21 protein-coding genes, 4 tRNA genes and 1 pseudogene are annotated in these 23,769 nt (G+C 62.1%); 16 read left to right on the forward strand and 10 right to left on the reverse strand.

Translation table 11 applies throughout. The annotated features are described in order from the left end of the window. Positions 1–4: 4 nt before the first annotated feature. From F474_RS17920 to F474_RS17930, 3 genes are all read right to left on the reverse strand, one after another. A tRNA-Thr gene (locus F474_RS17920) sits at positions 5–80 on the reverse strand. A 64-nt stretch (positions 81–144) separates the two neighbouring features. Continuing rightward, positions 145–561, reverse strand: coding sequence for a pilin (locus tag F474_RS17925; protein ID WP_097087421.1), 417 nt, complete (start codon positions 559–561; stop codon positions 145–147). A 59-nt stretch (positions 562–620) separates the two neighbouring features. After that, positions 621–1,022, reverse strand: a complete 402-nt coding sequence (locus tag F474_RS17930) for a pilin (protein WP_097087420.1) — start codon at positions 1,020–1,022, stop codon at positions 621–623. Positions 1,023–1,264: 242 nt separating this feature from the next. Between F474_RS17930 and pilB the strand changes: the two genes are divergently transcribed. The 8 genes from pilB to F474_RS17970 all read left to right on the forward strand — a co-directional run bounded on the left by pilB (position 1,265) and on the right by F474_RS17970 (position 9,414). Then, a complete protein-coding gene (gene pilB / locus F474_RS17935) occupies positions 1,265–2,962 on the forward strand; it encodes a type IV-A pilus assembly ATPase PilB (protein ID WP_097087418.1) in 1,698 nt (565 codons plus the stop codon). 3 nt (positions 2,963–2,965) lie between these two features. Continuing rightward, positions 2,966–4,183 carry a type II secretion system F family protein gene (locus tag F474_RS17940; RefSeq protein ID WP_097087415.1) on the forward strand — a complete coding sequence of 406 codons (1,218 nt, stop codon included), beginning with the start codon at positions 2,966–2,968 and terminating at the stop codon, positions 4,181–4,183. 3 nt (positions 4,184–4,186) lie between these two features. After that, a complete protein-coding gene (locus tag F474_RS17945; protein ID WP_097087412.1) occupies positions 4,187–5,059 on the forward strand; it encodes an A24 family peptidase in 873 nt (290 codons plus the stop codon). Continuing rightward, positions 5,056–5,670, forward strand: coding sequence for a dephospho-CoA kinase (coaE, locus tag F474_RS17950; protein ID WP_097087410.1), 615 nt, complete (start codon positions 5,056–5,058; stop codon positions 5,668–5,670). Before F474_RS17945 ends, coaE begins: the two co-directional genes overlap by 4 nt. Further along, positions 5,667–5,867: a DNA gyrase inhibitor YacG gene (gene yacG, locus F474_RS17955; protein WP_097087408.1), complete on the forward strand. Its 201-nt coding sequence runs from the start codon at positions 5,667–5,669 to the stop codon at positions 5,865–5,867. The genes coaE and yacG overlap by 4 nt, the downstream gene beginning before the upstream one ends. An 82-nt stretch (positions 5,868–5,949) precedes the next feature. Then, complete coding sequence (locus F474_RS17960) at positions 5,950–6,579, forward strand: DUF1780 domain-containing protein (protein ID WP_097087406.1); 630 nt, start codon at positions 5,950–5,952, stop codon at positions 6,577–6,579. A 339-nt stretch (positions 6,580–6,918) separates the two neighbouring features. Further along, positions 6,919–8,223 carry an NAD(P)/FAD-dependent oxidoreductase gene (locus tag F474_RS17965; protein ID WP_097087404.1) on the forward strand — a complete coding sequence of 435 codons (1,305 nt, stop codon included), beginning with the start codon at positions 6,919–6,921 and terminating at the stop codon, positions 8,221–8,223. 171 nt (positions 8,224–8,394) lie between these two features. Further along, positions 8,395–9,414: a branched-chain amino acid aminotransferase gene (locus F474_RS17970; RefSeq protein ID WP_097087402.1), complete on the forward strand. Its 1,020-nt coding sequence runs from the start codon at positions 8,395–8,397 to the stop codon at positions 9,412–9,414. 61 nt (positions 9,415–9,475) lie between these two features. Here the strand turns inward: F474_RS17970 and F474_RS17975 are convergent, their stop codons facing one another. Further along, the gene (locus tag F474_RS17975; RefSeq protein ID WP_097087400.1) at positions 9,476–10,660 is read right to left on the reverse strand and encodes an amino acid aminotransferase; all 1,185 of its coding nucleotides are present in this window, start codon (positions 10,658–10,660) and stop codon (positions 9,476–9,478) included. A 182-nt stretch (positions 10,661–10,842) separates the two neighbouring features. Here F474_RS17975 and F474_RS17980 point away from each other — a divergent pair, with 182 nt between their 5' ends. From F474_RS17980 to F474_RS18000, 5 genes and pseudogenes are all read left to right on the forward strand, one after another. Beyond that, entirely contained in the window at positions 10,843–11,652 is an 810-nt protein-coding gene (locus F474_RS17980) for an NAD(P)-dependent oxidoreductase (RefSeq protein WP_097087398.1), read from the forward strand. Positions 11,653–11,794: 142 nt separating this feature from the next. After that, positions 11,795–13,237 carry a SulP family inorganic anion transporter gene (locus F474_RS17985; RefSeq protein ID WP_097087396.1) on the forward strand — a complete coding sequence of 481 codons (1,443 nt, stop codon included), beginning with the start codon at positions 11,795–11,797 and terminating at the stop codon, positions 13,235–13,237. A gap of 103 nt (positions 13,238–13,340) precedes the next feature. Next, positions 13,341–13,673: pseudogene (locus F474_RS17990) on the forward strand (YkgJ family cysteine cluster protein); the annotation flags it as partial. 267 nt (positions 13,674–13,940) lie between these two features. Further along, a complete protein-coding gene (choX, locus tag F474_RS17995) occupies positions 13,941–14,876 on the forward strand; it encodes a choline ABC transporter substrate-binding protein (protein ID WP_097087392.1) in 936 nt (311 codons plus the stop codon). Beyond that, on the forward strand, positions 14,877–15,773 hold the full coding sequence (locus tag F474_RS18000) for an alpha/beta hydrolase (RefSeq protein WP_097087391.1): 897 nt from the start codon (positions 14,877–14,879) through the stop codon (positions 15,771–15,773). 55 nt (positions 15,774–15,828) lie between these two features. Here F474_RS18000 and F474_RS18005 read toward each other — a convergent pair. The 6 genes from F474_RS18005 to rluD all read right to left on the reverse strand — a co-directional run bounded on the left by F474_RS18005 (position 15,829) and on the right by rluD (position 20,720). Next, positions 15,829–15,904: transfer RNA gene (locus tag F474_RS18005), tRNA-Lys, on the reverse strand. 5 nt (positions 15,905–15,909) lie between these two features. Continuing rightward, positions 15,910–15,986: transfer RNA gene (locus F474_RS18010), tRNA-Pro, on the reverse strand. A gap of 3 nt (positions 15,987–15,989) precedes the next feature. Further along, positions 15,990–16,065 (reverse strand) — tRNA-Asn (locus tag F474_RS18015). Positions 16,066–16,311: 246 nt separating this feature from the next. Further along, a complete protein-coding gene (gene clpB / locus F474_RS18020) occupies positions 16,312–18,888 on the reverse strand; it encodes an ATP-dependent chaperone ClpB (RefSeq protein ID WP_097087389.1) in 2,577 nt (858 codons plus the stop codon). A 138-nt stretch (positions 18,889–19,026) separates the two neighbouring features. Further along, positions 19,027–19,758 (reverse strand): peptidoglycan editing factor PgeF, encoded by a 732-nt coding sequence (gene pgeF / locus F474_RS18025; protein ID WP_097087387.1) that lies wholly within the window; start codon positions 19,756–19,758, stop codon positions 19,027–19,029. After that, a complete protein-coding gene (gene rluD / locus F474_RS18030; protein ID WP_097087385.1) occupies positions 19,758–20,720 on the reverse strand; it encodes a 23S rRNA pseudouridine(1911/1915/1917) synthase RluD in 963 nt (320 codons plus the stop codon). Before rluD ends, pgeF begins: the two co-directional genes overlap by 1 nt. A 163-nt stretch (positions 20,721–20,883) precedes the next feature. Between rluD and F474_RS18035 the strand changes: the two genes are divergently transcribed. The 3 genes from F474_RS18035 to F474_RS18045 are packed head-to-tail and all read left to right on the forward strand — an operon-like array spanning position 20,884 to position 23,768. Further along, entirely contained in the window at positions 20,884–21,903 is a 1,020-nt protein-coding gene (locus F474_RS18035; RefSeq protein WP_097087383.1) for an outer membrane protein assembly factor BamD, read from the forward strand. A 55-nt stretch (positions 21,904–21,958) separates the two neighbouring features. Next, the gene (locus tag F474_RS18040) at positions 21,959–22,195 is read left to right on the forward strand and encodes a PP0621 family protein (protein WP_097087381.1); all 237 of its coding nucleotides are present in this window, start codon (positions 21,959–21,961) and stop codon (positions 22,193–22,195) included. Positions 22,196–22,220: 25 nt separating this feature from the next. Beyond that, complete coding sequence (locus F474_RS18045; protein ID WP_256577816.1) at positions 22,221–23,768, forward strand: PAS domain-containing sensor histidine kinase; 1,548 nt, start codon at positions 22,221–22,223, stop codon at positions 23,766–23,768. Position 23,769 lies beyond the last annotated feature (1 nt).

Below are 23,769 nucleotides of genomic sequence, written 5' to 3' on the forward strand. Positions count from 1 at the left end.
GGGTTGGTGCCGGAGATAGGAATCGAACCTACGACCTTCGCGTTACGAGTGCGCTGCTCTACCAACTGAGCTACACCGGCTTTCGAGGGGCAGTAAGCTACCACTTCATATGTCTTGCGGCAAGCACATCAAAGGCAACGAGTTTTAGCTGCCACGGCAACTTGTTGGTGCATACAAGTCAAGAACCGTCGTAACGCACGACCAGCTGCTATCGGCTGTACGGGTCAAGATCACGCTTTTGCCCGCCACCTGAGAAGGCCCTCCGGAAATAATACAAGATAAGCTTCCGGTTCCATCTACAGCATTTCCCGAAACAGTAATTTGGCTGCAGTTGGCAGTGGTAGTGGGCATGCCAATGTCCGCTGGATTGCCGATGTCGTTTCCATCATCAAGCTTGAGCTGAAATGGAGATTTCAAAGCTGACACTTCACTGACCGCAGAAACAACCTTTGCGCGTGCGAGATAGCCTAAATAGGCCGGCACCGCCAACGCTGCCAACATACCAACGATAGCGACCACTACCATCAGCTCGATCAATGAAAAGCCGCGTGAGTCATCCATGTTGCTATACCAATAGCGGAAAGGCCTCCCGCAGGAAGCCTTTCTCTAGAGCTAGGGAATCAGCAGCCTTTTGGCTTGTAGTCCGTTCCAATGCTGGTGTTGGTCGAGCAGGCCCACCCAGTGCTAGCGTTGCGGGTAAGCGTAATAACACCGCCGCTAACCGGCGCAGGCGCGTTTTTCAAAGTGCAGATCAACGTTCCAGTCTGACCGGTAGTATAGGTAATATCACAGTTTGCTGTTGGGGTGACACCGCCGATATCGCTGAGTGCAGTTATGGTTGTGCCAGAATTCAGGGCATCTTCGAAGTTTGTTTTAAGCGCGGAGATTTCGGCCAGCCCCGCCGATACTTTCGCACGCGCTTGATATTTAGAATATGCAGGAATTGCAATGGCGGCAAGGATGCCAATGATCGCAACCACAATCATCAATTCAATAAGCGTAAAACCTTTCTGATTCTTCATTTGCTGCTCTCCTGATGAGGAACACTACTGCTGTAAATTCACAGACCCCAAAGCAAGAGCCATGCCAGCGCATGATTTATGTTAGAACGCGCGGGCCTGCCACGAATCCTCAATCACAGGTCACGACCAACCTCCGAACGCTACCAAGAGAGACAATATCTGACGCTTTTTGTCACTTTGGCACCTGGGTTTGGCAGCACAGCAAGGTCTAGGCTATAAGAGGCTAGCAAAGGAGCCCAACCATGAACGATGTCGCCCTGACTGGCCTAGCAAAACAGCTGGTCGTCTCTCAACTGCTTGACGAAAAGACCGCCCAGCAGGCCTTTCAGCAGGCGCAGCGTACCCGCGTTTCGCTTGTCCATTACCTGGTTCATAATGGCTTGGTGAACGGGCGCGTCATGGCTGAAGTGGCGTCTGATCAGTTCGGGGTTGCGTTATTCGATCTAACCAGCCTTGATCGGGCTTCACAGCCGAAGGCCGCGGTTTCAGAGAAGCTCGTCCGACAACATAGAGCGCTTCCTCTCTGGCGTCGTGGCAATAAGTTGTTCGTCGCTCTCGCTGATCCTACAAATCATCAGGCCATTACTGATATCCAGTTCAGCACAGGCCTGAACGCTGACGCAATTCTCGTCGAAGACGACAAGCTGACCGAAGCCATAGAGCGTTATTTCGACCAGAGTGGAACGGGGCTTGAAGATCTGGCGGATGTGGACTTGGACGGTCTGGATGTGGAGGCTGCGAACGAGGACCATGACGCCCCTATCACTCAGGATGCCGACGACGCCCCTGTTGTGCGATTCGTTAATAAAATGCTGCTGGACGCGATACGAGGCGGGTCTTCCGACTTGCACTTCGAGCCTTATGAAAAGGCCTACCGAGTTCGATTTCGTACCGATGGAATGTTAAGAGAAATAGCCCGACCTCCTGTCACCCTCGCCAGCCGTATAGCTGCACGGCTCAAAGTCATGGCCAGCTTAGACATTTCAGAGCGTCGTAAGCCCCAGGATGGGCGCATTAAAATGCGCATTTCCAAAAACAAGGCAATCGACTTTCGAGTCAATACACTCCCTACATTATGGGGAGAAAAGATAGTAATGCGGATTCTAGACCCTTCAAGTGCGCAGATGGGCATCGACGCTCTCGGCTACGAGCCCGTGCAGAAAGAGCTTTACCTCAATGCGTTGAAACAACCTCAGGGGATGATTCTAGTAACGGGCCCCACCGGTTCTGGCAAAACGGTCTCCCTCTACACCGGTTTGAACATCCTAAATACCGTAGACATCAATATCTCAACCGCCGAAGACCCCGTTGAGATCAATATGGAAGGCATCAATCAAGTCAACGTCAATCCGCGGCAAGGCTTGGATTTCGCCTCAGCGCTACGCTCCTTCCTACGCCAGGACCCTGATGTCATCATGGTGGGGGAGATCCGGGACCTGGAAACTGCTGAAATCGCTATCAAGGCCGCCCAAACGGGTCACATGGTGCTGTCAACCCTCCATACCAATAGCGCCGCAGAAACGCTTACCCGATTGCTGAATATGGGGGTGGCCAGCTTCAACATTGCTACTTCAGTTAACCTCATTATTGCGCAACGCCTGGCTCGCAAGCTCTGCACACACTGCAAAAAAGAAATCCAGATACCAGATGAAGCCCTCAGAGACGAAGGTTTCCCTTCTGATATGATCGGGAAATTCAAGGTATATGAAGCCGTAGGGTGCGCACAGTGCAATAGCGGTTATAAAGGTCGCCAAGGCATCTATGAGGTGGTCAAGATAACCTCCGCCTTGCAGCGCTTGATCATGGAGGGCGGAAATGCCATCGACATTTCAGATCAGATGCGCAAAGAGGGCTTTAACGACTTGCGCATGTCCGGCCTGGCTAAGGTCATGCAGGGTGTCACTAGCCTAGAAGAAGTAAACCGCGTGACTAAGGATTAAGCAATGGCTGTCAAAGCGCCCAAACAGATTGTCTTTGCCTGGGACGGCCTGGATCGCAAAGGCACTAAAGTAAACGGGGAAATGAACAGCTCAAGCGTTGCGCTGGTCAAGGCCCAGCTTCGCAAACAAGGCATTTCACCGGGCAAGGTCAAGAAAAAGTCGGCTTCTCTGTTTGGTCAAGGTAAGGCTATCAAGCCGTTGGCGATCGCATTTTTCACCAGGCAAATGGCAACGATGATGAAGGCGGGGGTGCCACTGCTTCAGGCATTCGACATTATTGCCGAGGGCGCTGACAACCCCCGGCTGCGCACCCTGCTTCTCGACTTACGGAACGAAGTCTCTTCCGGGAATACATTTGCGCATGCGCTAAGGCAGCATCCAAAGTACTTTGATGATCTTTACTGTAATCTCGTGGATGCGGGCGAACAAGCCGGGGCACTTGAGACACTTCTGGACCGAGTGGCCACTTACAAGGAAAAAACGGAAGCGCTGAAATCCAAGATAAAAAAAGCGATGACTTACCCGATCGCAGTGCTGATCGTCGCATTTATTGTATCTGGCATCCTGCTCATCAAGGTGGTGCCTCAATTCCAGACCGTTTTTCAAGGCTTCGGCGCTGAACTTCCATCATTTACCCAAGCAGTCATCAGTCTGTCGGAGGTCGTTCAGGCGTGGTGGTACATCATACTACTCGGCTTGATCGGTGCTGGCTTTGCTTTCAACCAAGCCCGAAAGAAGAGCGAAAAATTCCGAGACTTTCTGGATCGCCTGTACCTGAAAATACCTATTGTCGGCGGTATTCTCTACAAGTCTTCCGTAGCCCGTTTCGGCAGAACGTTGTCCACGACATTCGCCGCTGGCGTTCCGCTCGTTGAAGCCCTGGACTCGGTGGCGGGAGCCACAGGAAATGTAGTCTTCCGTCGAGGCGTTCTTCAGGTCAAGCAGGATGTATCCACCGGCACGCCCCTTAATGCCTCGATGAGAGCGGCCACTATCTTTCCTAATCTTGCCATTCAAATGACGGCCATTGGAGAAGAGTCGGGAGCACTAGACAATATGTTGGATAAAGTCGCCAGCTATTACGAGGAAGAAGTGGACAACGCTGTAAGCAACCTTACTACACTCATGGAGCCTTTGATCATGGCCGTACTGGGTGTATTAGTAGGCGGTTTGGTAGTCGCCATGTACCTCCCCATCTTCCAACTCGGTTCCGTCGTCTAACCCATGCCCGCCTTCGACCTACTGGCCAGCTCCCCGCTGGCCCTGACCTTCTGCACCTTCCTCCTCGGCCTGCTCGTCGGCAGTTTCCTCAACGTGGTGGTCCATCGCCTGCCCATCACCCTCGACCGCCAATGGCGTGCCCAGGCGCTGGATTACCTGAAACTCCCCGAGGAGCCCCAGCCTGAGCGGTACAACTTGCTTACCCCCCGCTCCTGCTGCCCAAACTGCCAGCGCCCGATCCGTGCCCACGAGAACATTCCGCTGCTGAGCTACCTACTGCTCAGGGGGCGCTGCGCGGGTTGCCAGGCACGTATCAGCCTGCGTTACCCGCTGGTGGAGCTGGCCAGTGGCGTGCTCAGCGGGTTCATCGCCTGGCACTTTGGTGCCACCTGGCAGCTGCCTGCGATGCTGGTGCTGACGTGGGGGCTGCTGGCGCTGAGCCTGATCGACATCGACCGCCAGTGGCTGCCGGATGTGATTGTGCTGCCGTTGCTATGGCTGGGCCTGATCCTCAACACGCAAGGGGTGTTCGCACCGCTGGCCGATGCGGTATGGGGCGCGGTGTTTGGCTATGGTGCGCTATGGCTGGTGTTTCAGCTGTTCCGCCTGGTCACCGGCAAGGAAGGCATGGGCTATGGCGACTTCAAGCTGCTGGCCATGTTCGGTGCCTGGGGTGGCTGGCAGTTGCTGCCGTTGACGCTGCTGCTGTCGTCGGTGGTCGGCGCGGTGCTCGGGGTGATTCTGCTGCGCGCTCGGGGTGCGAGCACCAGTACGCCGATCCCGTTCGGGCCTTACATTGCACTGGCGGGGTGGATCGCTTTGCTCTGGGGTGATCAAATAACCACCCTGTACCTGCAATTCGCTGGATTTAGATGACCCACACACCCTGGATTCTTGCCCTCACCGGCGGCATCGGCAGCGGCAAGACTGCCGCGGCCGAGCGCTTCATGGCCCATGGCATCGAGGTGGTGGACGCCGACCACGCCTCTCGCTGGGTGGTCGAGCCTGGCCAGCCTGCGCTGACGCAGCTGGTGGCGCATTTCGGCGAGCGCGTGCTCAATGCCGATGGCACCCTGAACCGCGCGGCACTGCGCGAGCTGATCTTTGCCGACCCTGCCGAACGGCAATGGGTCGAAGCGCTGCTTCACCCGTTGATCGGTGCAGCCATCGAAGCACGTTTGGCGCGCGCCACCTCGCCCTATGCGATCTACATGGCGCCCCTGGTGGTCGAAACCGGCAACCGCCGTGGCGCGCGCCGGGTGCTGGTGGTCGATGTGCCAAGCCCATTGCAGGTGCAACGCACGCTGGCCCGTGATCACACCTCCGAGGCGCAGGTGCGGGCCATTCTGCAGGCTCAGGCCAGCCGCGAGCAGCGCTTGGCGTGGGCCGACGACGTGATCGTCAACGATCGAGACCTCGCTTGGCTGCACGCCGAGGTCGACCGCCTGCATTCGTTTTACCTGACTTTACCTGGAGCACCCGCATGAGCCCGACCATCGTTCACTGCCCTACCTGCAACGCCCCCGTCGAATGGGGCCCGGCGTCGGAGCAGCGGCCGTTCTGCTCAGAGCGCTGCAAGCTGATCGACCTGGGCGCCTGGGCATCTGAGGAGCACAAGATCCCGGTGGCTCCCGATGCCGAGGATGAGCTGTTTTCCGAAGAGTTGATGCCCCGCCAGCATTGACGGCTGCCATCACCGCTTCATGGTTCAGCTGCTAGCCTCAAGTGACCGAACTGAGTGAAGTTCCCACGCCGAGGCCGGCCTTATGGACGACACCGACTACCTGCGCCTGCTCACCGACCAGGCTGAACAGGCCAATGCGTTTCTTTCCAATGCACGCAAGTGGGAGCGTGAGCGCTGGGTGTGCCAGCGCCTGCTGCAAGGGCTGAACCTGAGCTATCGCGCTGAGGAATTCATGCCCGCGGGGCAAGAGCCGCCAGACGTGTTGTTTCGAGAAGCGCGCTTTGAAGTGTTCTTCGTGCTCGACCACGGTCGGCGCCTGAACGATGAATGGCGCGAGGAGCTCACCCGGCGGCGCAGCGCGCTGTCGCTTAGCCAGTTGGTGAGGCGCCAGGCCCGGCCCCGGCGCATCCGGGCCAAGGATTTGCTGCAACGCCTTGGGCCGACGCTGCGCAAAAAGGCGGCCAGCTACCATGAGCGGGGGATCGACCTCTCCGAGCTGGACCTGGTCGCCTTTGCCAGCTTGAAGCGGGAGGTGCTGGACCTGAACAGCCACTTTCCGGCGCCAACCGAGTACCTGCGGCAGGGTTGGCGGTCGTTGTCGCTGGTAGGGCCGACGTTTGTGAGGGTGCTGTATGCGCACCCGGATGCACCGGATTTCCTGCGGGCCAATCTGGGGCGCAGCCTGATTTTCGATGTAGGGATCACGCTGTAGCTCAACGTGCCCGGCGTACCGCCCATGGCCCGGCAAGCCGGCGCCCCAGGGCGCGAACCGTAGCCGCCTGTCGCGGCGGATATATTTCTGGGCGGGCAATTGATCCCGGTCAGTGAACCCTGTAGCTTTTCCTGCATCTGAAGCTCCATCGTTTCCGCTCGCGGTCACCTGAAAAGATGCCAACTGTGCCTACCCTCCCCCGCATGCGCCGCGCGATTGCTCGGCCGGGCAGGTTTCGGCCGCGTGCTTCCCGACTTTCTGCCCCCTTGCCCTGCTCGAGCTGCCTGGCGCTCGCGGCAATGGCGGCTGCCCGCTTTCCCAACCTTATGAGATATCTCCATGACACATCGCATCGTGATCGTTGGCGGCGGCGCCGGCGGCCTGGAACTGGCGACCCGCCTGGGCAAGAGCGTCGGTAAACAGGGCAAGGCCAAGGTCACCTTGGTCGACGCGAACCTCACCCACATCTGGAAACCTCTGCTGCACGAGGTGGCCGCCGGCTCGCTGAACTCTTACGCCGACGAGCTGAACTACGTCGCGCAGGCGAAGTGGAACCATTTCGAGTTCCAGCTGGGGCGCATGCGTGCGCTCGACCGTGAGGCCCGCACCATCATTCTGGAGCCCACCTTCGATGAGCAAGGCGCTGAGCTGGTGCCCGAGCGCAGCATTGCCTACGACACACTGGTGATCTCGGTGGGCAGCACCACCAACGATTTCGGCACCCAGGGCGCGGCCGAGCATTGCCTGTTCCTCGATACCCGCAAGCAGGCGGAGCGTTTTCACCAGCAACTGCTCAACGCTTACCTGCGCGCCCACGCCGAGCCCGAAGCCCACGAGGGTGAAATCAACGTGGCAATCGTCGGCGCAGGTGCCACCGGTGTTGAGCTCGCCGCCGAGCTGCACAACGCCGCCCACGAGCTGGCCGCCTACGGCCTGGGCCGAATCAAGCCCGAGAACCTGCGCATCACGGTGATCGAGGCAGGCCCGCGGGTGTTGCCGGCGTTGCCGGAGCGCATCGGCACGCCGGTGCACCGCACGCTGGAAAAACTCGGCGTAACGGTGATGCTCGGCGCGGCGGTGAGCGAGGTGACCGCCGACTACCTCAAGACCCAGGACGGCACGGTCATTCCGGCGGTGATGAAGGTGTGGGCCGCCGGCATTCGCGCGCCGGGCTTCTTGCAGGACATCGCCGGGCTTGAGACCAACCGCATCAACCAACTGGTGGTGCGGCCGACGCTGCAAACTACCCGTGATGACGATATCTTCGCCTTCGGCGACTGCGCCGCCTGCCCGCAACCCGGCACCGACCGTAACGTGCCACCCCGGGCCCAGGCGGCGCACCAGCAGGCCTCGCTGCTGGTCAAAACCCTCAAGGCACGCCTGGCCGGCAGCACCACGGCCCTGCCGGAGTATCGCTACAAGGATTACGGCTCGCTGGTGTCGCTGTCGCGCTTCTCGGCGGTGGGCAACCTGATGGGCAACCTGACCGGTAGCGTGATGCTGGAAGGCTGGCTGGCGCGGATGTTCTATGTGTCGCTGTACCGCATGCACCAGATGGCGCTCTATGGGCCGTTCCGCACGCTGATGGGCATGCTCGGCAGCCGCCTGGGCCGGGGCACCGAGCCACGCCTGAAGCTGCACTGAGCCAAAACCAAGCGCCCGGCCGTGCAATGCGGCCGGCGCCGCTTCCAGAGGTGCGCCGATGATCAACTTTGCGCGCAAAGCCTCGGACAAATCCGCAGAAATCATTATTATCACCGGGTGAACTTCGGTGGCCGCACTCATTGGCGGCTGCCACCAGCATCCGAGGGCGTCATGGGCAACGAAAGCATCAATTGGGACACACTGGGTTTCGACTACATCAAAACCGACCTGCGCTACCTGGCCTACTGGCGTGATGGCGCCTGGCAGCCAGGGGTGCTGACCGAAGACAACCGGCTGCACATCGCCGAAGGCTCCACCGCCCTGCACTACGGCCAGCAATGCTTCGAAGGCCTGAAGGCCTACCGGGCCAAGGACGGTTCGATCAACCTGTTCCGCCCTGACCAGAACGCCCTGCGCATGGCGCGCAGCTGCGGCCGCCTGCTGATGCCCCAGGTGCCCACCGAGATGTTCATCGACGCCTGCAAGCAGGTGGTCAAGGCCAACGAGCGCTTCATCCCACCGTACGGCAAGGGCGGCGCGCTGTACCTGCGCCCCTTCGTGATCGGCGTAGGCGACAACATCGGCGTGCGTACCGCGCCGGAGTTCATCTTCTCGGTGTTCTGCGTGCCGGTCGGCCCTTACTTCAAGGGCGGCATGAAACCGCACAACTTCTCGATCTCCGGCTACGACCGCGCCGCGCCCAACGGCACCGGCGCCGCCAAGGTCGGTGGCAACTACGCTGCCAGCCTGATGCCGGGTGCCGAAGCCAAGCAGGCGCACTTCGCCGACTGCATCTACCTGGACCCAGCCACCCACAGCAAGATCGAAGAAGTCGGCTCAGCCAACTTCTTCGGTATCACGGCCAACAATGAATTCGTCACGCCCAAATCGGCCTCTGTGCTGCCGGGCATCACCCGCCTGTCACTGATGGAGCTGGCGCAGAGCCGCCTGGGCCTTACGGTGATCGAAGATGACGTGCATATCGACAAGCTCGACCGCTTCGTCGAAGCCGGGGCCTGTGGTACTGCGGCGGTGATCTCACCGATCGGCGGCATCCAGCACAACGGCAAGCTGCACGTGTTCTACAGCGAAACCGAAGTCGGCCCGGTTACCCAGAAGCTCTACAAGGAGCTGACCGGCATCCAGTTCGGTGAGGTCGAAGGCCCGGCGGGTTGGGTTGTGAAGGTTTAACCGGCCCCATAAAAAACCGCGCCCAGGCCAAATGCCTGGGCGCGGTTTTTTTACGTCCGGTTCAGCCCATCACTTCGGCGAATGCTTCGATCACCTGGCTCAGGTTGGAAGCGTTCAGGCCCGCGATGCAGATGCGGCCGGTTTCCACCGCATACACGCCGTGGGTGGCCTTGAGCCGGCGGACCTGCTCGGCGCTCAGCCCGGTGTAGGCGAACATGCCCTGCTGATGGGCGAGGAAATCGAAGTCGCGGCCCGGTAGCCGGGCTTTGAGGCCTTCGACCAGCGCGGCGCGCATGGCGGTGATGCGCTCGCGCATCTCGGCCAGCTCGCCTTGCCACTGGGCATTGAGGCGCGCATCGCCCAGCACCTTGGCCACCAGGGTGGCGCCGAACATGGGCGGGCTGGAGTAGTTGCGGCGCACGTTCAACTTCATCTGGCCGAACACGCGGTCAACATCGGCCTTGACGGTGTGCAGGCTCAGTGCCCCCACGCGCTCGCCGTAGAGCGAGAAGGTCTTGGAGAACGAGCTGGACACCAGGAACTGCATACCGCGGCGGGCGCATTCACGCACCAGCCAGGCGTCGTCGTCCAGGCCATCGCCGAAGCCTTGGTAGGCGATATCGAGGAAGGCGATGGCGTCACGGGCCTGCAGCGCGTCGAGCAGTGGCAGCCATTGCTCGCGCGTCGGTTGCACGCCGGTGGGGTTATGGCAGCACGGGTGCAGCAGCACGATGGCCTTGGCCGGCAGGGCCTGGAAGGCCGCCAGTGCGCCTTCGAAATCGAAGCGGCGGGTTTGTGGGTGGAAGTAGGGGTAACGTTTGACCTCGAAACCTGCGCCCTGGAAGATGCCCAAGTGGTTGTCCCAGGTGGGGTCGGACACCCACACGGCCGAGTCGGGCCAGGCACTCTTGAGCAGGTCGGCGCCCACCTTCAGCGCGCCTGAGCCGCCGACGGTCTGAATAACGGCTACGCCGTGGGTCGGCAGCACGCTGCCCGCGAACAGCAGCTCGGCCACGACCTTGCGATAGGCCGCCGAACCTTCCTGCGGCAAATAGGTGCGTGGGGTGTGCTCGGCCACCAGTGCGTCTTCGGCCTCACGCACTGAAGGCAGCAGCGGAATCAGCCCGGCTTCGTCGTAATAGATGCCCACGCCCAGGTTGACCTTGTTCGGCCGCGGGTCTTCGGCGAACTCCCCCATCAACCCAAGAATCGGGTCGCCGGCATACAGGGGCAAATGTTCGAACATACACACCTCTTGTAATCGATAAACGAGGCCACCCGGCCTTGGCCGGTGATTACCCCACAGGGCCTGCACAGCGTCAAGCGGCGCAGATATAGGCCTTGCCCGCCCATTGACAGGCCGGCTCCGGCATCTCAGTATCGGCAGCACAAGTCGTACGACAACCTACAAAAGCAGCCGAGACCTCTATGCCACATCCCTCTTTCGACCGCATCCTGCTGACCGGCGCTGCTGGCGGCCTGGGCAAGATCCTTCGTGAACGCCTCAAGCCGTTCACCCGCGTGTTGCGTTTGTCAGACATCGCGCCCATGGAAGCCGCCAGCGGCCCCGCCGAAGAACTGCACCCCTGTGACCTGGCCGACAAACAGGCGGTGGATGAGCTGGTCGCCGGCTGCGACGCCATCGTGCACTTCGGCGGTGTATCGACCGAGCACAGTTTCGAAACCGTCCTGGGGCCGAACATCTGCGGCACCTACCACCTGTACGAAGCCGCCCGCCGGCACGGCGTGAAGCGGGTGATCTTCGCCAGCTCCAACCATGTGATCGGCTTTCACAAGCAAAGTGAAACCCTCGACGCCGCAAGCCCCCGCCGCCCCGACAGCTACTACGGGCTGTCGAAGTCTTTTGGCGAAGATTTGGCGACGTTCTATTTCGACCGCTACGGCATCGAGACCTTGAGCATCCGCATCGGCTCCTCGTTCCCGGAGCCGCAGAACGTGCGCATGCTCAGCACCTGGCTGAGCTACGACGACCTCACGCAACTGGTCGAGCGCGGCCTGCACTGCGAAGCCATCGGCCATACCGTCGTCTATGGCGCCTCGGCCAATGCCAACACCTGGTGGGACAACCGCCTGGCAGCACACTTGGGCTACCAGCCCAAAGACAGCTCCGAACCCTTCCGCGCACAGGTCATGGCGCACCCGCAACCGGCGGCCGATGACCCGCTGCGGGTTTACCAAGGTGGTGCGTTCGTCGTGGCAGGGCCTTTCGAAGGGTAGCCAGCACGCTAACTATTTCATATCATTGCTGCACTTCAGGCACGTCCAGTGCCGCACAATATTCCAATCCCAACGCCCTCCCCGGCCCGCGAACGATGCTCGCGGGCTGCGGAGGGCGTTTGGGCTGCGAAGAAGGAGTGGTATGAATTTCACTGCAGTACGTCAAAACACCCTTGCCGGGCTCACCTCGTCATTCGCACTAGTGCCCGAATGCATCGCCTTCGCGCTGGTGGCTCAGGTCAACCCGCTGATGGGCCTGTACGGGGCCTTCATCATCTGCACGCTCACGGCGCTGTTCGGCGGCCGCCCGGGCATGATCTCCGGCGCTGCGGGTTCCATGGCCGTGGTGATCGTGGCGCTGGTGGTGCAGCACGGGGTGGAATACCTGCTGGCCACCACCGTGCTCAGCGGCGTGCTGATGCTGCTGTTCGGTGCATTGCGCCTGGGCAAGCTGGTGCGCATGGTGCCGCACCCGGTCATGCTCGGCTTCGTCAACGGCCTGGCGATCATCATTGCGCTAGCGCAGCTGGAGCACTTTCGCAGCGGCGAGCACTGGCTAGGCGGCACCGCGCTGCTGACCATGCTGGCCTTGGTCGTGCTGACCATGGCGGTGGTATGGCTACTGCCGCGGCTCACCCGGGCCGTGCCACCGGCGCTGGTGGCGATCGTGGGCGTGGGCGTGCTGACCCAGCTGCTGCACTTGCCGACCAAGACGCTCGGCGACATGGCGCACATCGCTGGCGGCCTGCCCAGCTTCCACCTGCCCCAGATACCCTGGACCCTCGAGACCCTGCGCATCATCCTGCCTTACGCAGTGCTCATGGCGTTGGTGGGCCTGCTGGAAACCCTGCTGACCTTCAACCTCACCGACGAAATCACCGAAACCCGCGGCCAACCCAACCGCGAATGCCTGGCCCTGGGCGCTGCGAACATGGCCAGCGGCCTGTTCGGCGCCATGGGCGGTTGCGCGATGATCGGCCAGACGGTGATCAACCTCAGCTCCGGAGGCCGTAGCCGGCTTTCAGGCATTACCAGCGGCGTAATGATCCTGCTGTTCGTGCTGTTCCTTTCGCCACTGATCGAGCGCATACCGCTGGCCGCGCTGGTGGGGGTGATGTTCGTGGTGGCTCAGCAAACCTTTGCCTGGGGCTCGCTCCGGGTGCTGGGCAAGGTGCCGCGTAACGATGCGCTGGTGATCGTGGCAGTCACGGTGATCACGGTGTTCACTGACCTGGCCACGGCCGTGCTGTGCGGGATCGTGATCGCGGCGCTGAACTTCGCCTGGCAACACGCCCGCGACATTCATGCTGAAAGCCATGACGATGCCAACGGCGCGCGCCTGTACACGCCCCGGGGCACCTTGTTCTTCGCATCCACCACGCAGTTCCAGGCACTGTTCGACCCGCCCAGCGACCCGCAGCGGGTGGTAATCGACTGCGCCCACCTGCGCCTGGCCGACCATTCGGCAATCGCCGCGCTGGAAGCCTTGCTGGGGCGCTACGCCAAAGCGGGCAAGGATGTGCAGCTCACCCACCTGTCGCAACGCTGCCGCGATTTGCTACACCGCGCCGGGGTGGCGATCTGAAACGTTTATAGCGAAATATTCCGAGGCGGCCCCCTTCTCAAATGGCCGCCTTTGTCTAAGATAGCCGGACCTTCAACCCCCTACCCTCCGGCTTTTCGCCACTATGTCTGAACCGAACCCATGCCTCACCTGCGGCGCCTGCTGCGGGTATTTTCGTGTGTCCTTCTATTGGGGCGAGTGCGCCTCGGCCGGGGGCCTGGTGCCCGACGAGCTGACGACGCAGATCAGCCCAACCATGGTCGCCATGTGCGGCACCGACACCAAGCCAGCGCGTTGCACATCGCTGCTGGGCGAGATCGGCAAACAGGTCAGTTGCAGTATCTACGCCCAGCGCTCCAGCACCTGCCGCGAGTTCGAAGCGGCGTGGCACGAGGGCGTCCCCAACGAGGCCTGTAACCGCGCACGCGCCACCCATGGCTTGCCGCCGTTGTTTCCGGCGGATGCGAGCGGGTTGATCAGCAGCAGCACCGCTGCCGAGCCGGTGCTGCTGGCCACGCTTGCCGAGCCGGTGGCGTTGATACCCCTGGTGCAGGAGCCGGACCCCTTCGAACCGCCGCAACAACCGTGAGCCGCCCCGGTGGCCTCAGAATCTGCCGGTGTCGCTACCCTGGCAGATTCGGTCGCCACAGTGCGATTGCCCCGCCACGCGCCTGCTAGCCTGACCCTCGCCTGCCATTCCTATAACGAAAACCGAGGGCACCCTATGAAAGCGATGAAACTCACCGCCTGCGCCGCCTTGATGCTGGCCAGCAGTGGACTGTGGGCAGCAGAACCGGCCGAGTGCAGCAATGTGCGCATGGGTTCGGTCAACTGGACCGATGTGATCGCCACCAGCGCCATGACGCAGGTGGTGCTCCAGAGCCTGGGCTATGAGGTCAAACAAACGACGGCTTCCCAGCAGATCATTCTGGGCAGCATGGCAGACAACAAGCTCGACACCTTCCTGGGGTACTGGCAGCCGACCATGCAATCGGTGGCCAAGCCTTACCTGGACAAAAAACAGATCGAGGTCTACAGCCCGGCAGCCCTGGGCGACGCGCAGTCCACCTTCGCGGTGCCGCGCTATGCCTACGATGCAGGCCTGAAAACCTTCGCCGACATCGCCAAGTTCAAAGACAAGCTCGGCGGCAAGCTTTATGTGATCGAGCCGGGCAGTGGTGCCAACCGCATCACTGGGGAAATGATCGCCCAGGACCGCTTCGGGCTCAAAGGCTTCCAACTGGTGGAATCCAGCGAGGCGGGCATGCTCACGGCGGTCAAGCGTGCCGTGTCGCGCAAGGAGTGGGTGGTGTTCTTCGGCTGGAAGCCGCACCCGATGAACCTGCAGATCGACATGGCCTACCTCACCGGCAGCCAGGATGCCTTCGGCCCCAACGAAGGCGCCGCTACCGTGTCGGTGATGACCGCAGCCGGCTACGACCAACGTTGCCCGAACGTAGGCAAGCTGTTGCATAACCTGAGTTTCAGCTCGGACCAGGTCAGTGCGGTGATGGCGCCGATTCTTGAACGCACGGCACCGGAGCAGGCAGCCAAGGCCTGGCTCAAGGCGAACCCCACCGCGCTGGAGCCCTGGCTCAAAGGCGTGACCACCCGAGACGGCAAAGACGCCTTGCCGGCCGTGCAGGCGGCGCTCAAATAGGTGGCGCTCAGCGCACGCATGCAGGCGCTGGTGGACAAAACGCTCGCCTTCGCCTGCCCAGCGGGCACCAGCCTCGCCGAGCAGCGTGCAGCCTATGCGCGCATGGCCGCTGCGTTCACGCCACCGCCGCCTGCCGGCTTGGAGCAACGTTCGGTGCGCCTTGCCAGTGGCCTCGCCCTGCGCTGCTATCGCCCCCTCGCCGCCGAGCCGGCGGCGGGGTGGCCGGGGCTGCTGTACCTGCACGGTGGCGGCTGGATGGTCGGCGGCCTGGATTCGCATGATTTCATCTGCCGCCCACTGGCGCTGGCACTTCAGGCCCAGGTCGTGGCGGTGGACTACCGGCTCGCCCCTGAGGCGCCCTACCCTGCTGCGCTGGAAGATACCCTGGAGGCCTGGCACTGGCTCACTCAGGCGCAAGGTTTCGACCCGTCCCGGCTGGCGGTGGGCGGTGACAGTGCCGGTGGCAACCTGGCCGCAGCGCTGTGCTTGGCACTTCGTGGCAGGCCTGGGCCGCAGCCGCGTTCCCAGGCGCTGATCTATCCGTTGCTGGGGCCCGGGGGCGATGGCTCATGGCTGTCGCACGCCCATGCGCCGTTGTTGAGCGCAGATGACGTGCTGCAGTGCCTGGCGGCGTACTTGCCTACCCAGGCGCACCGAACATCACCGCTGGCGCTGCCTTTACTGGCCCCGAGCCTGGAGGGCCTGCCCCCGGCGTGGGTTGCCGTGGCCGAGCACGACCCGTTGCACGATGACGGCGTGCGCTATACGCAGCGCACCGGAGGCATTCTGGTCGAAGGGCCGGGCATGCTCCATGGTGCACTCCGGGCGCTGGATGACCCGTGCATCAAACGGTGGAGGGAGGCAATGGTGAAGCATGTATTGACGCACTGGGCTTAAGCCTTCGAACGCCAGAAACAAAAAGGCCCCGCATTAGCGGGGCCTCTTCGTTATATGGTGGGTCGTGTAGGATTCGAACCTACGACCAATTGGTTAAAAGCCAACTGCTCTACCAACTGAGCTAACGACCCAAAAATGGTCGGGGTGAGGGGATTCGAACTCCTGACATCCTGCTCCCAAAGCAGGCGCGCTACCGGACTGCGCTACACCCCGAATTGGCTCCGCGACCTGGACTCGAACCAGGGACCCAATGATTAACAGTCATTTGCTCTACCGACTGAGCTATCGCGGAACGACTTACTCGGTACTACTTCAAAGCTTGTTGGTACAAAGCGATGAACCCTTCGATCCGTTTACGCTGTTGCGTTCGCATCGTTGAGGCGCGCCATTCTACACCTTCAAGCTTTGCTGTCAACACCTCGTTTTCATTTAACTGGCTGTTTTGCCAATTCTTTTCGACGAAGCTGCGAGCCTGGAAAAGGCCCCGCCGTGACAGCGGGGCGCATTCTAAAACTGCTTCGCGAAAAATGCAAAACTTTTAATTACTTCCTTGCGCGAACGCCAGTTCGTCGCCCGAAACACTCGCCCGCACCGTATCGCCCGGGTGGAAACTGCCGTTGAGGATCAACTGCGCCAGCGGGTTTTCGATCCAACGCTGGATTGCCCGCTTCAGCGGCCGCGCACCGTAGACCGGGTCGTAACCCACGGCAATCAGCTTGTCCAAGGCCTCGTCCGAAAGCTCCAGCTTCAGATCGCGTTCGGCCAGCCGGCTGCGCAGGCGGCTGAGCTGGATCTGGGTAATGCCTGCGATCTGCTCGCGGCCGAGCGGGTCGAAGATCACCACTTCGTCGATCCGGTTGACGAACTCAGGGCGGAAATGGGTACCTACCGCGTCCATCACGGCAGCCCGTTGCGCCTCGCGATCGCCCGCCAGCTCTTGAATGCGAGCCGAGCCGAGGTTGGAGGTCATCACCACCACTGCGTTGCGGAAGTCCACCGTTCGGCCATGGCTGTCGGTCAGCCGGCCGTCTTCGAGCACCTGCAGCAGAATGTTGAAGACATCCGAGTGAGCCTTCTCTACCTCATCGAGCAATACCACCGAATAGGGCTTGCGACGCACGGCCTCGGTCAGATAACCGCCTTCTTCATAGCCCACATAGCCAGGGGGCGCACCGATCAGCCGGGCCACCGAATGTTTCTCCATGAATTCGGACATGTCGATCCGCACCATGGCCTCTTCGGTGTCGAACAGAAACTCCGCCAGCGCCTTGCACAGCTCTGTCTTGCCCACGCCGGTAGGGCCGAGGAACATGAACGAGCCGCTGGGGCGGTTCGGGTCGGAAAGCCCCGCACGGGAGCGGCGCACCGCATTGGCCACAGCCACCACTGCCTCGTCTTGCCCGATCACGCGCTGGTGCAGCAGGCTCTCCATCTTCAGAAGCTTCTCACGTTCCCCTTCGAGCATCTTGCTCACGGGGATACCTGTCCACTTCGAGACTACCTCGGCGATCTCTTCCTCGGTCACCTTGCTGCGCAGCAACTGGTTTTCGCTGTTGCCATGCTGGTCGACCATCTGCAGGCTGCGCTCCAGGTCCGGGATCACCCCATACTGCAGCTCAGCCATGCGGCTCAGGTCACCCTTGCGCCGTGCAGCCTCCAGCTCCTGGCGCGACTGCTCGATCTTCTGCTGGATCTGTGCCGAACCCTGCACCTCGGCTTTCTCGGAGGTCCAGATTTCTTCCAGGTCGGCATACTCACGCTCAAGCCGGGCGATTTCTTCCTTCAGTTTTTCCAGCCGCTTCAGGGCGGCTTCGTCCTGCTCTTTCTTCAGCGCCTGGGACTCGACCTTCAGCTGAATCAGGCGCCGCTCCAGGCGGTCCAGCACTTCCGGCTTGGAATCGATCTCCATGCGGATACGGCTGGCTGCCTCGTCGATCAGGTCGATGGCCTTGTCGGGCAGCTGGCGGTCGGTGATGTAACGGTGGCTGAGCTTGGCGGCAGCGATGATGGCGCCATCGGTGATCGCCACCTTGTGGTGCACCTCGTAGCGCTCTTTCAAACCCCGCAGAATGGCGATGGTGTCTTCTTCGCTCGGCTCGTCGACCAGCACTTTCTGGAAACGCCGCTCCAGCGCCGCGTCTTTCTCGATATACTGGCGGTATTCATTGAGCGTGGTGGCCCCCACGCAGTGCAGCTCGCCGCGGGCCAGTGCAGGCTTGAGCATGTTGCCCGCGTCCATCGACCCCTCACCCTTGCCGGCGCCGACCATGGTGTGCAGCTCATCGATGAACAGGATCACCTGGCCGTCCTGCTTGGCAAGGTCATTGAGCACACCCTTGAGGCGCTCTTCGAACTCACCACGGAACTTGGCACCGGCGATCAGCGCGCCCATGTCCAGCGACAGCAGCCGCTTGCCACGCAGGCCATCGGGCACTTCGCCGTTGATAATGCGCTGCGCCAGGCCTTCGGCAATGGCGGTTTTACCCACACCGGGCTCACCAATCAGCACCGGGTTATTCTTGGTACGGCGTTGCAGCACCTGGATGGTGCGGCGAATTTCGTCGTCGCGGCCGATGACAGGGTCAAGCTTGCCGTCTTCGGCACGCTTGGTCAGGTCGACGGTGTACTTTTCCAGTGACTTGCGCGACTCCTCGACATTGGCGTCGTTGACGGCCTCGCCGCCGCGCAGGTTATTGATAGCGTTTTCCAGCGCCTTGCGGGTCACGCCCTGGCTGAGCAGCAGCTTGCCGGCCTTGGTGTTCTCATCGAGGGCGGCAAGCAGCATCAGCTCGCTGGAGATGAACTGGTCACCCTTCTGCTGGGCCAGGCGGTCGGCCTGGTTAAGCAGCCGCGCCATGTCCTGGGACATATTCACGTCGCCGGTGGGGTTCTGGATTTTCGGCAAGCGGTCGAGCTCTTCGGTAAGCGCCTTGCGCAAGGCGGTCACGTCGAAGCCCACCTGCATCAGCAGGGGTTTGATCGAGCCGCCCTGCTGGTCGATCATCGCCTGGATCAAATGCACAGGCTCAATGGCCGGGTGATCGTGGCCAACAGCCAGTGACTGGGCGTCGGAGAGCGCCATTTGCAACTTGCTGGTTAAACGGTCTATTCGCATGGAGAGATACCTTCCTGAAGAAAGGCAGGCCGGAGCGCGAACCCCTGAAAGATGAAGAGACAACCTGCCCGAGATAACCGGTTAGATAGGGCCGATTGTGGGAGATTCAAGCGGGCACGCGTTGACTTGGCGCAGCGTTCAGCTTTCGAACCACACCAGCGAAGCGAAGCGCCCGGTGGGGTTGGCCCTGCGATAGGAGAAAAACCGTTCGTCTTCGACGGTGCAGAACCCGCCGCCGTACACGGCGGTGACCCCGACCGATGCCAGGCGGATGCGCGCCAGGGCGTAGATGTCGGCAATGAACTTGCCGGGCGCCTGGCCAGCGATGAACGCCGTGGCCGCCTCAGGGTGCGACCCGACGAATGCCTCGCGAACCTCGGCCCCCACCTCGAACTGGCGCGGCCCGATGGCAGGGCCCAGCCATGCCAGCACCTCGCCGGGCGGCACGGCCAGGTGGGTGACGGTGGCTTCCAGAACACCGGCAGCCAACCCGCGCCAGCCGGCGTGGGCGGCAGCCACACGGGTGCCGGCCCGGTCGCAGAACAGCGCAGGCAGGCAATCGGCAGTCATGACCGTGCAGGCAATGCCGGGCGTGGCCGACCAGCTGGCATCGGCCTCGTCGACCTGGCCAGGGTTGGCGTGGGCAACAGCAGTGCCATGCACCTGGCGCAGCCAGGCGGGCTGAATATCGAACTGGCGGGTCAGTGCCAGGCGGTTGCTGGCGACGGCCTCAGGCGCGTCGCCCACGTGGTCACCCAGATTGAGGCCTGCATAGGGGCCGATGCTCACGCCCCCCTGCCGGGTAGTGACGCAGGCCTGCACATTGGCCGGCGCTGGCCATTGAGGCCGGATCAACCCGGGTAGCGTCATCAGCCGACGAACTCCGCGCGGTCCTGGCGCAGGAGCTGCAGCAGCCAGACGATATCGTCGGGGATCGGCGCTTCCCACCCCATACGCTCGCCGGTGTGCGGGTGGTCGAGCTCCAGAAAGCGTGCATGCAGCGCCTGGCGCGGGAAAGTCTTGAGGGCGTCGACCAGCGACGGGCTCGCTGCCGGCGGAATGCGGAAGCGGCCGCCGTAGACGGGGTCGCCCACCAGCGGGAAATTCACATGGGCCATGTGCACGCGGATCTGGTGCGTTCGGCCGGTTTCGAGTTTCACCCGCACATGAGTGTGCGAGCGGTAGCGTTCCAGCACCCGGTAATGGCTGACCGCGGGCTTGCCGTTGTCCATCACGCCCATGCGCTGGCGCTGGGTGCCATGGCGCCCGATCGGGGCGTTGATCTTGCCGCCGGCGGTAACCACCCCCACCACCACGCACTCATAGATGCGGCTCACCGAGCGCGCCTGGAGCTGTGCCACCAGGTTGGTCTGGGCTTGCAGGGTCTTGGCGACCACCATCAGGCCGGTGGTGTCTTTATCGAGCCGGTGCACGATGCCGGCACGCGGCACGTTGATGATGTCCGGTACGTGATGCAGCAGTGCATTGAGCAAGGTGCCGTCGGCGTGGCCCGCTGCGGGGTGCACCACCAGCCCGGTGGGCTTGTTGATGACCAGGATGTGCTCGTCTTCATAGACGATATCGAGCTCGATGGCCTGTGCCACCCACTCGCCCTGGGCCTCCTGCTCTGCCTCCAGCGCCAGCACGGCGCCGCCGTGCACGACGTCCCGGGGGCGCAGCACGGCGCCGTCGACGGTCAGGCGGCCGTCCTTGATCCAACCGGCCAGGCGCGAGCGGCTGAACTCGGAAAACAGCTGGGCGGCGACCTGGTCGAGGCGCTGGCCACCCAGGTCGGAGGTGACTTCGGCGCGTAACTGGATGGTTTCGGACATGCTTGGGCTACAAGTAAAGAACAAGGCGGGCGGCAAGCCTTTGGATCGGCTGCGCGCTTGTGGTTAAATACGGCGACTTTTGCCCCGGGGAGTTCCACGGGGGTGCTCATCATATCAGGACGGTCGCTCTCAAGACAGGGACCGTTGGGGGACGCAAGCCGCTATGCAAGCAAGACACCTGCTGCTGATCGCCATCATCGGCCTGACCGCCGCCTGTTCGTCTAAAAAGGAAGTGGTCGACGAAAACCTGAGCGAAGTGGAACTGTACCAGCAGGCGCAGAAAGACCTCGACAACAGCGACTACAACGCCGCCACTGCCAAGTTGAAGGCGCTGGACTCGCGTTATCCGTTCGGCCGTTTCGCCGACCAGGCCCAGCTCGAGCTGATCTACGCCAACTACAAGAACTCCGAGCCCGAGGCAGCCAAGGCTGCAGCAGAGCGGTTCATCCGCCTGCACCCGCAGCACCCCAACGTCGACTACGCCTACTACCTCAAGGGCCTGACCAGCTTCGACCAGGATCGCGGCATCGTCGCTCGCTTCCTGCCGCTGGACATGACCCGCCGCGACCCGGGCGCTGCGCGTGATTCCTACAATGAATTCGCCCAGCTCACCAGCCGCTACCCCAACAGCCGCTACGCCCCCGACGCCAAGCAACGCATGATCTACCTGCGTAACCTGCTGGCGGCCTACGAGATACACGTAGCCGACTACTACATCACCCGCCAGGCGTGGGTAGCCGCAGCCAACCGCGGCCGCTACGTGGTGGAGAACTACCAGGGCACGCCGTCTGTCGGCGATGGCCTGGCGGTGATGACCGAATCGTACGAGCACATGCACCTGGACGACCTGGCCGCCACCAGCCTGGAAACCCTCAAGCAGAACTACCCGAACCACCCGAGCCTGAAGAACGGCAAGTTCGTGCCGCAACGGGCCGAAGACGACAACCGCAGCTGGCTGTCCAAGGCCACCCTGGGCCTGATCGAAGGCAAGGCGCCCTCCCCGCCCACCTCGACCCGTGCCCAGGAAGACCTGATGCGCAAATACCAGGAAGACAAGGACGCCATGCCCAAGGAGCTGTTCCCCAAATCCCAGGGTGGCACGGCCGAAGACGTTGGCGAGCCGGTAGACCAGCCCAAGAAGCGCTCCTGGCTCAGCTACATGACCTTCGGCCTGTTCGGCTGATGCAACAAGCCCCGGCCTGCCGGGGCTTTTTCATGCGGGATACTCGACAAGCATCATGATACGCATCCTCTTCTGGGCCGCCCTGATCTACGCAGCCTTCTGGCTCTGGCGGCGCTACAAGCTTGCCGGCCAGCGCAAGCCGGCTGCCGGCAGAAAAAACCACACCCTGACCATGGTCCGTTGCGCCCACTGCGGAGTGCACTTGCCGGATGATCGCGCGCTCAAGCGCGGCGAGCACTGGTTCTGCAGCCCAGCGCACATGGAGCAAGGGCCGGCTGGCAGTGCCCGATAACGTCAATGCCACCCAGGCGCAGCGCATGCTGCGCCTTTACCATGTGTACCGGCTGATCATCGGCCTGTCGCTGGTGCTGCTGATTTCCAGCGAATTCGACAGCCGGCTCATGGAGCTGGCCAACGTTGCGCTGTTTCGCGCCGGCAGCTGGGTTTACCTGGGCCTGAACCTGCTTGCCGTGTTACTGCTGCGCCACGCTCGCCACCCGGTGCGGGCCTTCACCTTGGCAGCGGCCGACGTCATCATGCTCGCCGGCCTGTTCTATGCCGGGGGCGGCATTCCCAGCGGCATCGGCAACCTGCTGATCGCCTCGGTGGCCATGGGCAACCTGTTGCTGCGCAGCCGCGCCGGCCTGCTGATCGCAGCCATGGCGTCGATCGGCATCATCTACATCACCTTCTACCTCAACTACGCCCACGGCGTAGCACCCAACGACTACCTGCAAGCTGGCTCACTGGGCGTATTGTGCTTCGCTGTGGCCCTGATGGTGCAGGGGCTCACCCGCCTGCTGCGCACCAGCGAGAACCTGGCCGAGCAACGAGCCAGCGACGTCACTAGCCTCGAAGCGCTCAATGCATTGATCCTGCAGCGCATGCGCACCGGCATCATCGTGCTCGATGCCGAGAACCGCGTGCAGTTGGCCAACCAGGGAGCACTGGCCCTGCTCGGCAGGCCAAACCTTGTCGGCCAACTGATGGCGGGGCATTCAGCCGAGCTGATCGAGCGGCTGCTGCAATGGCGCGTGAACCCTGCCTTGCGAGTCAAGAGCTTGCGCCTGAAGGACGGCGGCCCCTCCGTGCAGCCCAACTTCGTGGCCCTGCGCCACGGCGAGCGCCAGCAAACCCTGGTGTTTCTGGAAGACCTCTCGCAGGTCGCGCAGCAGGCGCAGCAACTCAAGCTGGCAGCCCTGGGCCGCCTCACGGCCAGCATCGCCCATGAAATCCGTAACCCGCTGGGTGCCATCAGCCATGCGGGCCAGCTACTGCAGGAGTCCAGCGAGCTGGAGCACGCCGATCAGCGTCTGGTGCAGATCATCCTCGACCACTCCAAGCGCATGAACTTGCTGATCGAAAACGTGCTGCAGCTCTCTCGCCGGCGCCAGGCCGAGCCCGAACTGCTCGACCTCAACGCCTGGCTGGAGCGCTTCAGCCATGATTTCCGCGCCACCGCTCGGGACGGCCAACAACTTCATACCCGCATCGGCCTGGGAAATCTCCAGACCCGAATGGACCCCAACCACCTGACACAGGTGGTCACCAACCTGGTGGAAAACGGCCTGCGCTACAGCGGCCAGCTGCACCCGGTCGCACAGGTGTGGCTGCAGCTGTACGTGGAACCTGGCAGCGGCCTTGCCGTGCTGGAAGTGCTGGACGACGGCCCAGGCTTTGCGCCAGACAAGCTGCAGCACATCTTCGAGCCCTTCTTCACCACCGAAACCAAAGGCACGGGCCTTGGCCTATACATCTCCCGCGAGCTGTGCGAAAGCAACCAGGCCCACCTAGACTACAGGCCACGCGAACAGGGCGGCAGCTGCCTGCGCATCACCTTCGCCCACGCCAACAAACAAGGTTGAG

The sequence above is a fragment of the Pseudomonas sp. URIL14HWK12:I12 genome, assembly GCF_003097135.1.
GTDB lineage: Bacteria > Pseudomonadota > Gammaproteobacteria > Pseudomonadales > Pseudomonadaceae > Aquipseudomonas.

What these genes read in the sequence shown, in the direction of transcription:
- clpB (WP_097087389.1), bottom strand. Translation starts at nt 18,888, where the DNA reads ATGCGAATAGACCGTTTAACCAGCAAGTTGCAAATGGCGCTCTCCGAC.
- F474_RS18035 (WP_097087383.1), top strand. Translation starts at nt 20,884, where the DNA reads ATGCAAGCAAGACACCTGCTGCTGATCGCCATCATCGGCCTGACCGCC.
- pgeF (WP_097087387.1), bottom strand. Translation starts at nt 19,758, where the DNA reads ATGACGCTACCCGGGTTGATCCGGCCTCAATGGCCAGCGCCGGCCAAT.
- F474_RS17975 (WP_097087400.1), bottom strand. Translation starts at nt 10,660, where the DNA reads ATGTTCGAACATTTGCCCCTGTATGCCGGCGACCCGATTCTTGGGTTG.
- F474_RS17940 (WP_097087415.1), top strand. Translation starts at nt 2,966, where the DNA reads ATGGCTGTCAAAGCGCCCAAACAGATTGTCTTTGCCTGGGACGGCCTG.
- F474_RS17930 (WP_097087420.1), bottom strand. Translation starts at nt 1,022, where the DNA reads ATGAAGAATCAGAAAGGTTTTACGCTTATTGAATTGATGATTGTGGTT.
- F474_RS17945 (WP_097087412.1), top strand. Translation starts at nt 4,187, where the DNA reads ATGCCCGCCTTCGACCTACTGGCCAGCTCCCCGCTGGCCCTGACCTTC.
- F474_RS17980 (WP_097087398.1), top strand. Translation starts at nt 10,843, where the DNA reads ATGCCACATCCCTCTTTCGACCGCATCCTGCTGACCGGCGCTGCTGGC.
- pilB (WP_097087418.1), top strand. Translation starts at nt 1,265, where the DNA reads ATGAACGATGTCGCCCTGACTGGCCTAGCAAAACAGCTGGTCGTCTCT.
- rluD (WP_097087385.1), bottom strand. Translation starts at nt 20,720, where the DNA reads ATGTCCGAAACCATCCAGTTACGCGCCGAAGTCACCTCCGACCTGGGT.
- F474_RS18040 (WP_097087381.1), top strand. Translation starts at nt 21,959, where the DNA reads ATGATACGCATCCTCTTCTGGGCCGCCCTGATCTACGCAGCCTTCTGG.
- F474_RS17925 (WP_097087421.1), bottom strand. Translation starts at nt 561, where the DNA reads ATGGATGACTCACGCGGCTTTTCATTGATCGAGCTGATGGTAGTGGTC.
- F474_RS17960 (WP_097087406.1), top strand. Translation starts at nt 5,950, where the DNA reads ATGGACGACACCGACTACCTGCGCCTGCTCACCGACCAGGCTGAACAG.
- F474_RS18045 (WP_256577816.1), top strand. Translation starts at nt 22,221, where the DNA reads ATGCTGCGCCTTTACCATGTGTACCGGCTGATCATCGGCCTGTCGCTG.
- coaE (WP_097087410.1), top strand. Translation starts at nt 5,056, where the DNA reads ATGACCCACACACCCTGGATTCTTGCCCTCACCGGCGGCATCGGCAGC.
- yacG (WP_097087408.1), top strand. Translation starts at nt 5,667, where the DNA reads ATGAGCCCGACCATCGTTCACTGCCCTACCTGCAACGCCCCCGTCGAA.
- F474_RS17985 (WP_097087396.1), top strand. Translation starts at nt 11,795, where the DNA reads ATGAATTTCACTGCAGTACGTCAAAACACCCTTGCCGGGCTCACCTCG.
- choX (WP_097087392.1), top strand. Translation starts at nt 13,941, where the DNA reads ATGAAAGCGATGAAACTCACCGCCTGCGCCGCCTTGATGCTGGCCAGC.
- F474_RS17965 (WP_097087404.1), top strand. Translation starts at nt 6,919, where the DNA reads ATGACACATCGCATCGTGATCGTTGGCGGCGGCGCCGGCGGCCTGGAA.
- F474_RS17970 (WP_097087402.1), top strand. Translation starts at nt 8,395, where the DNA reads ATGGGCAACGAAAGCATCAATTGGGACACACTGGGTTTCGACTACATC.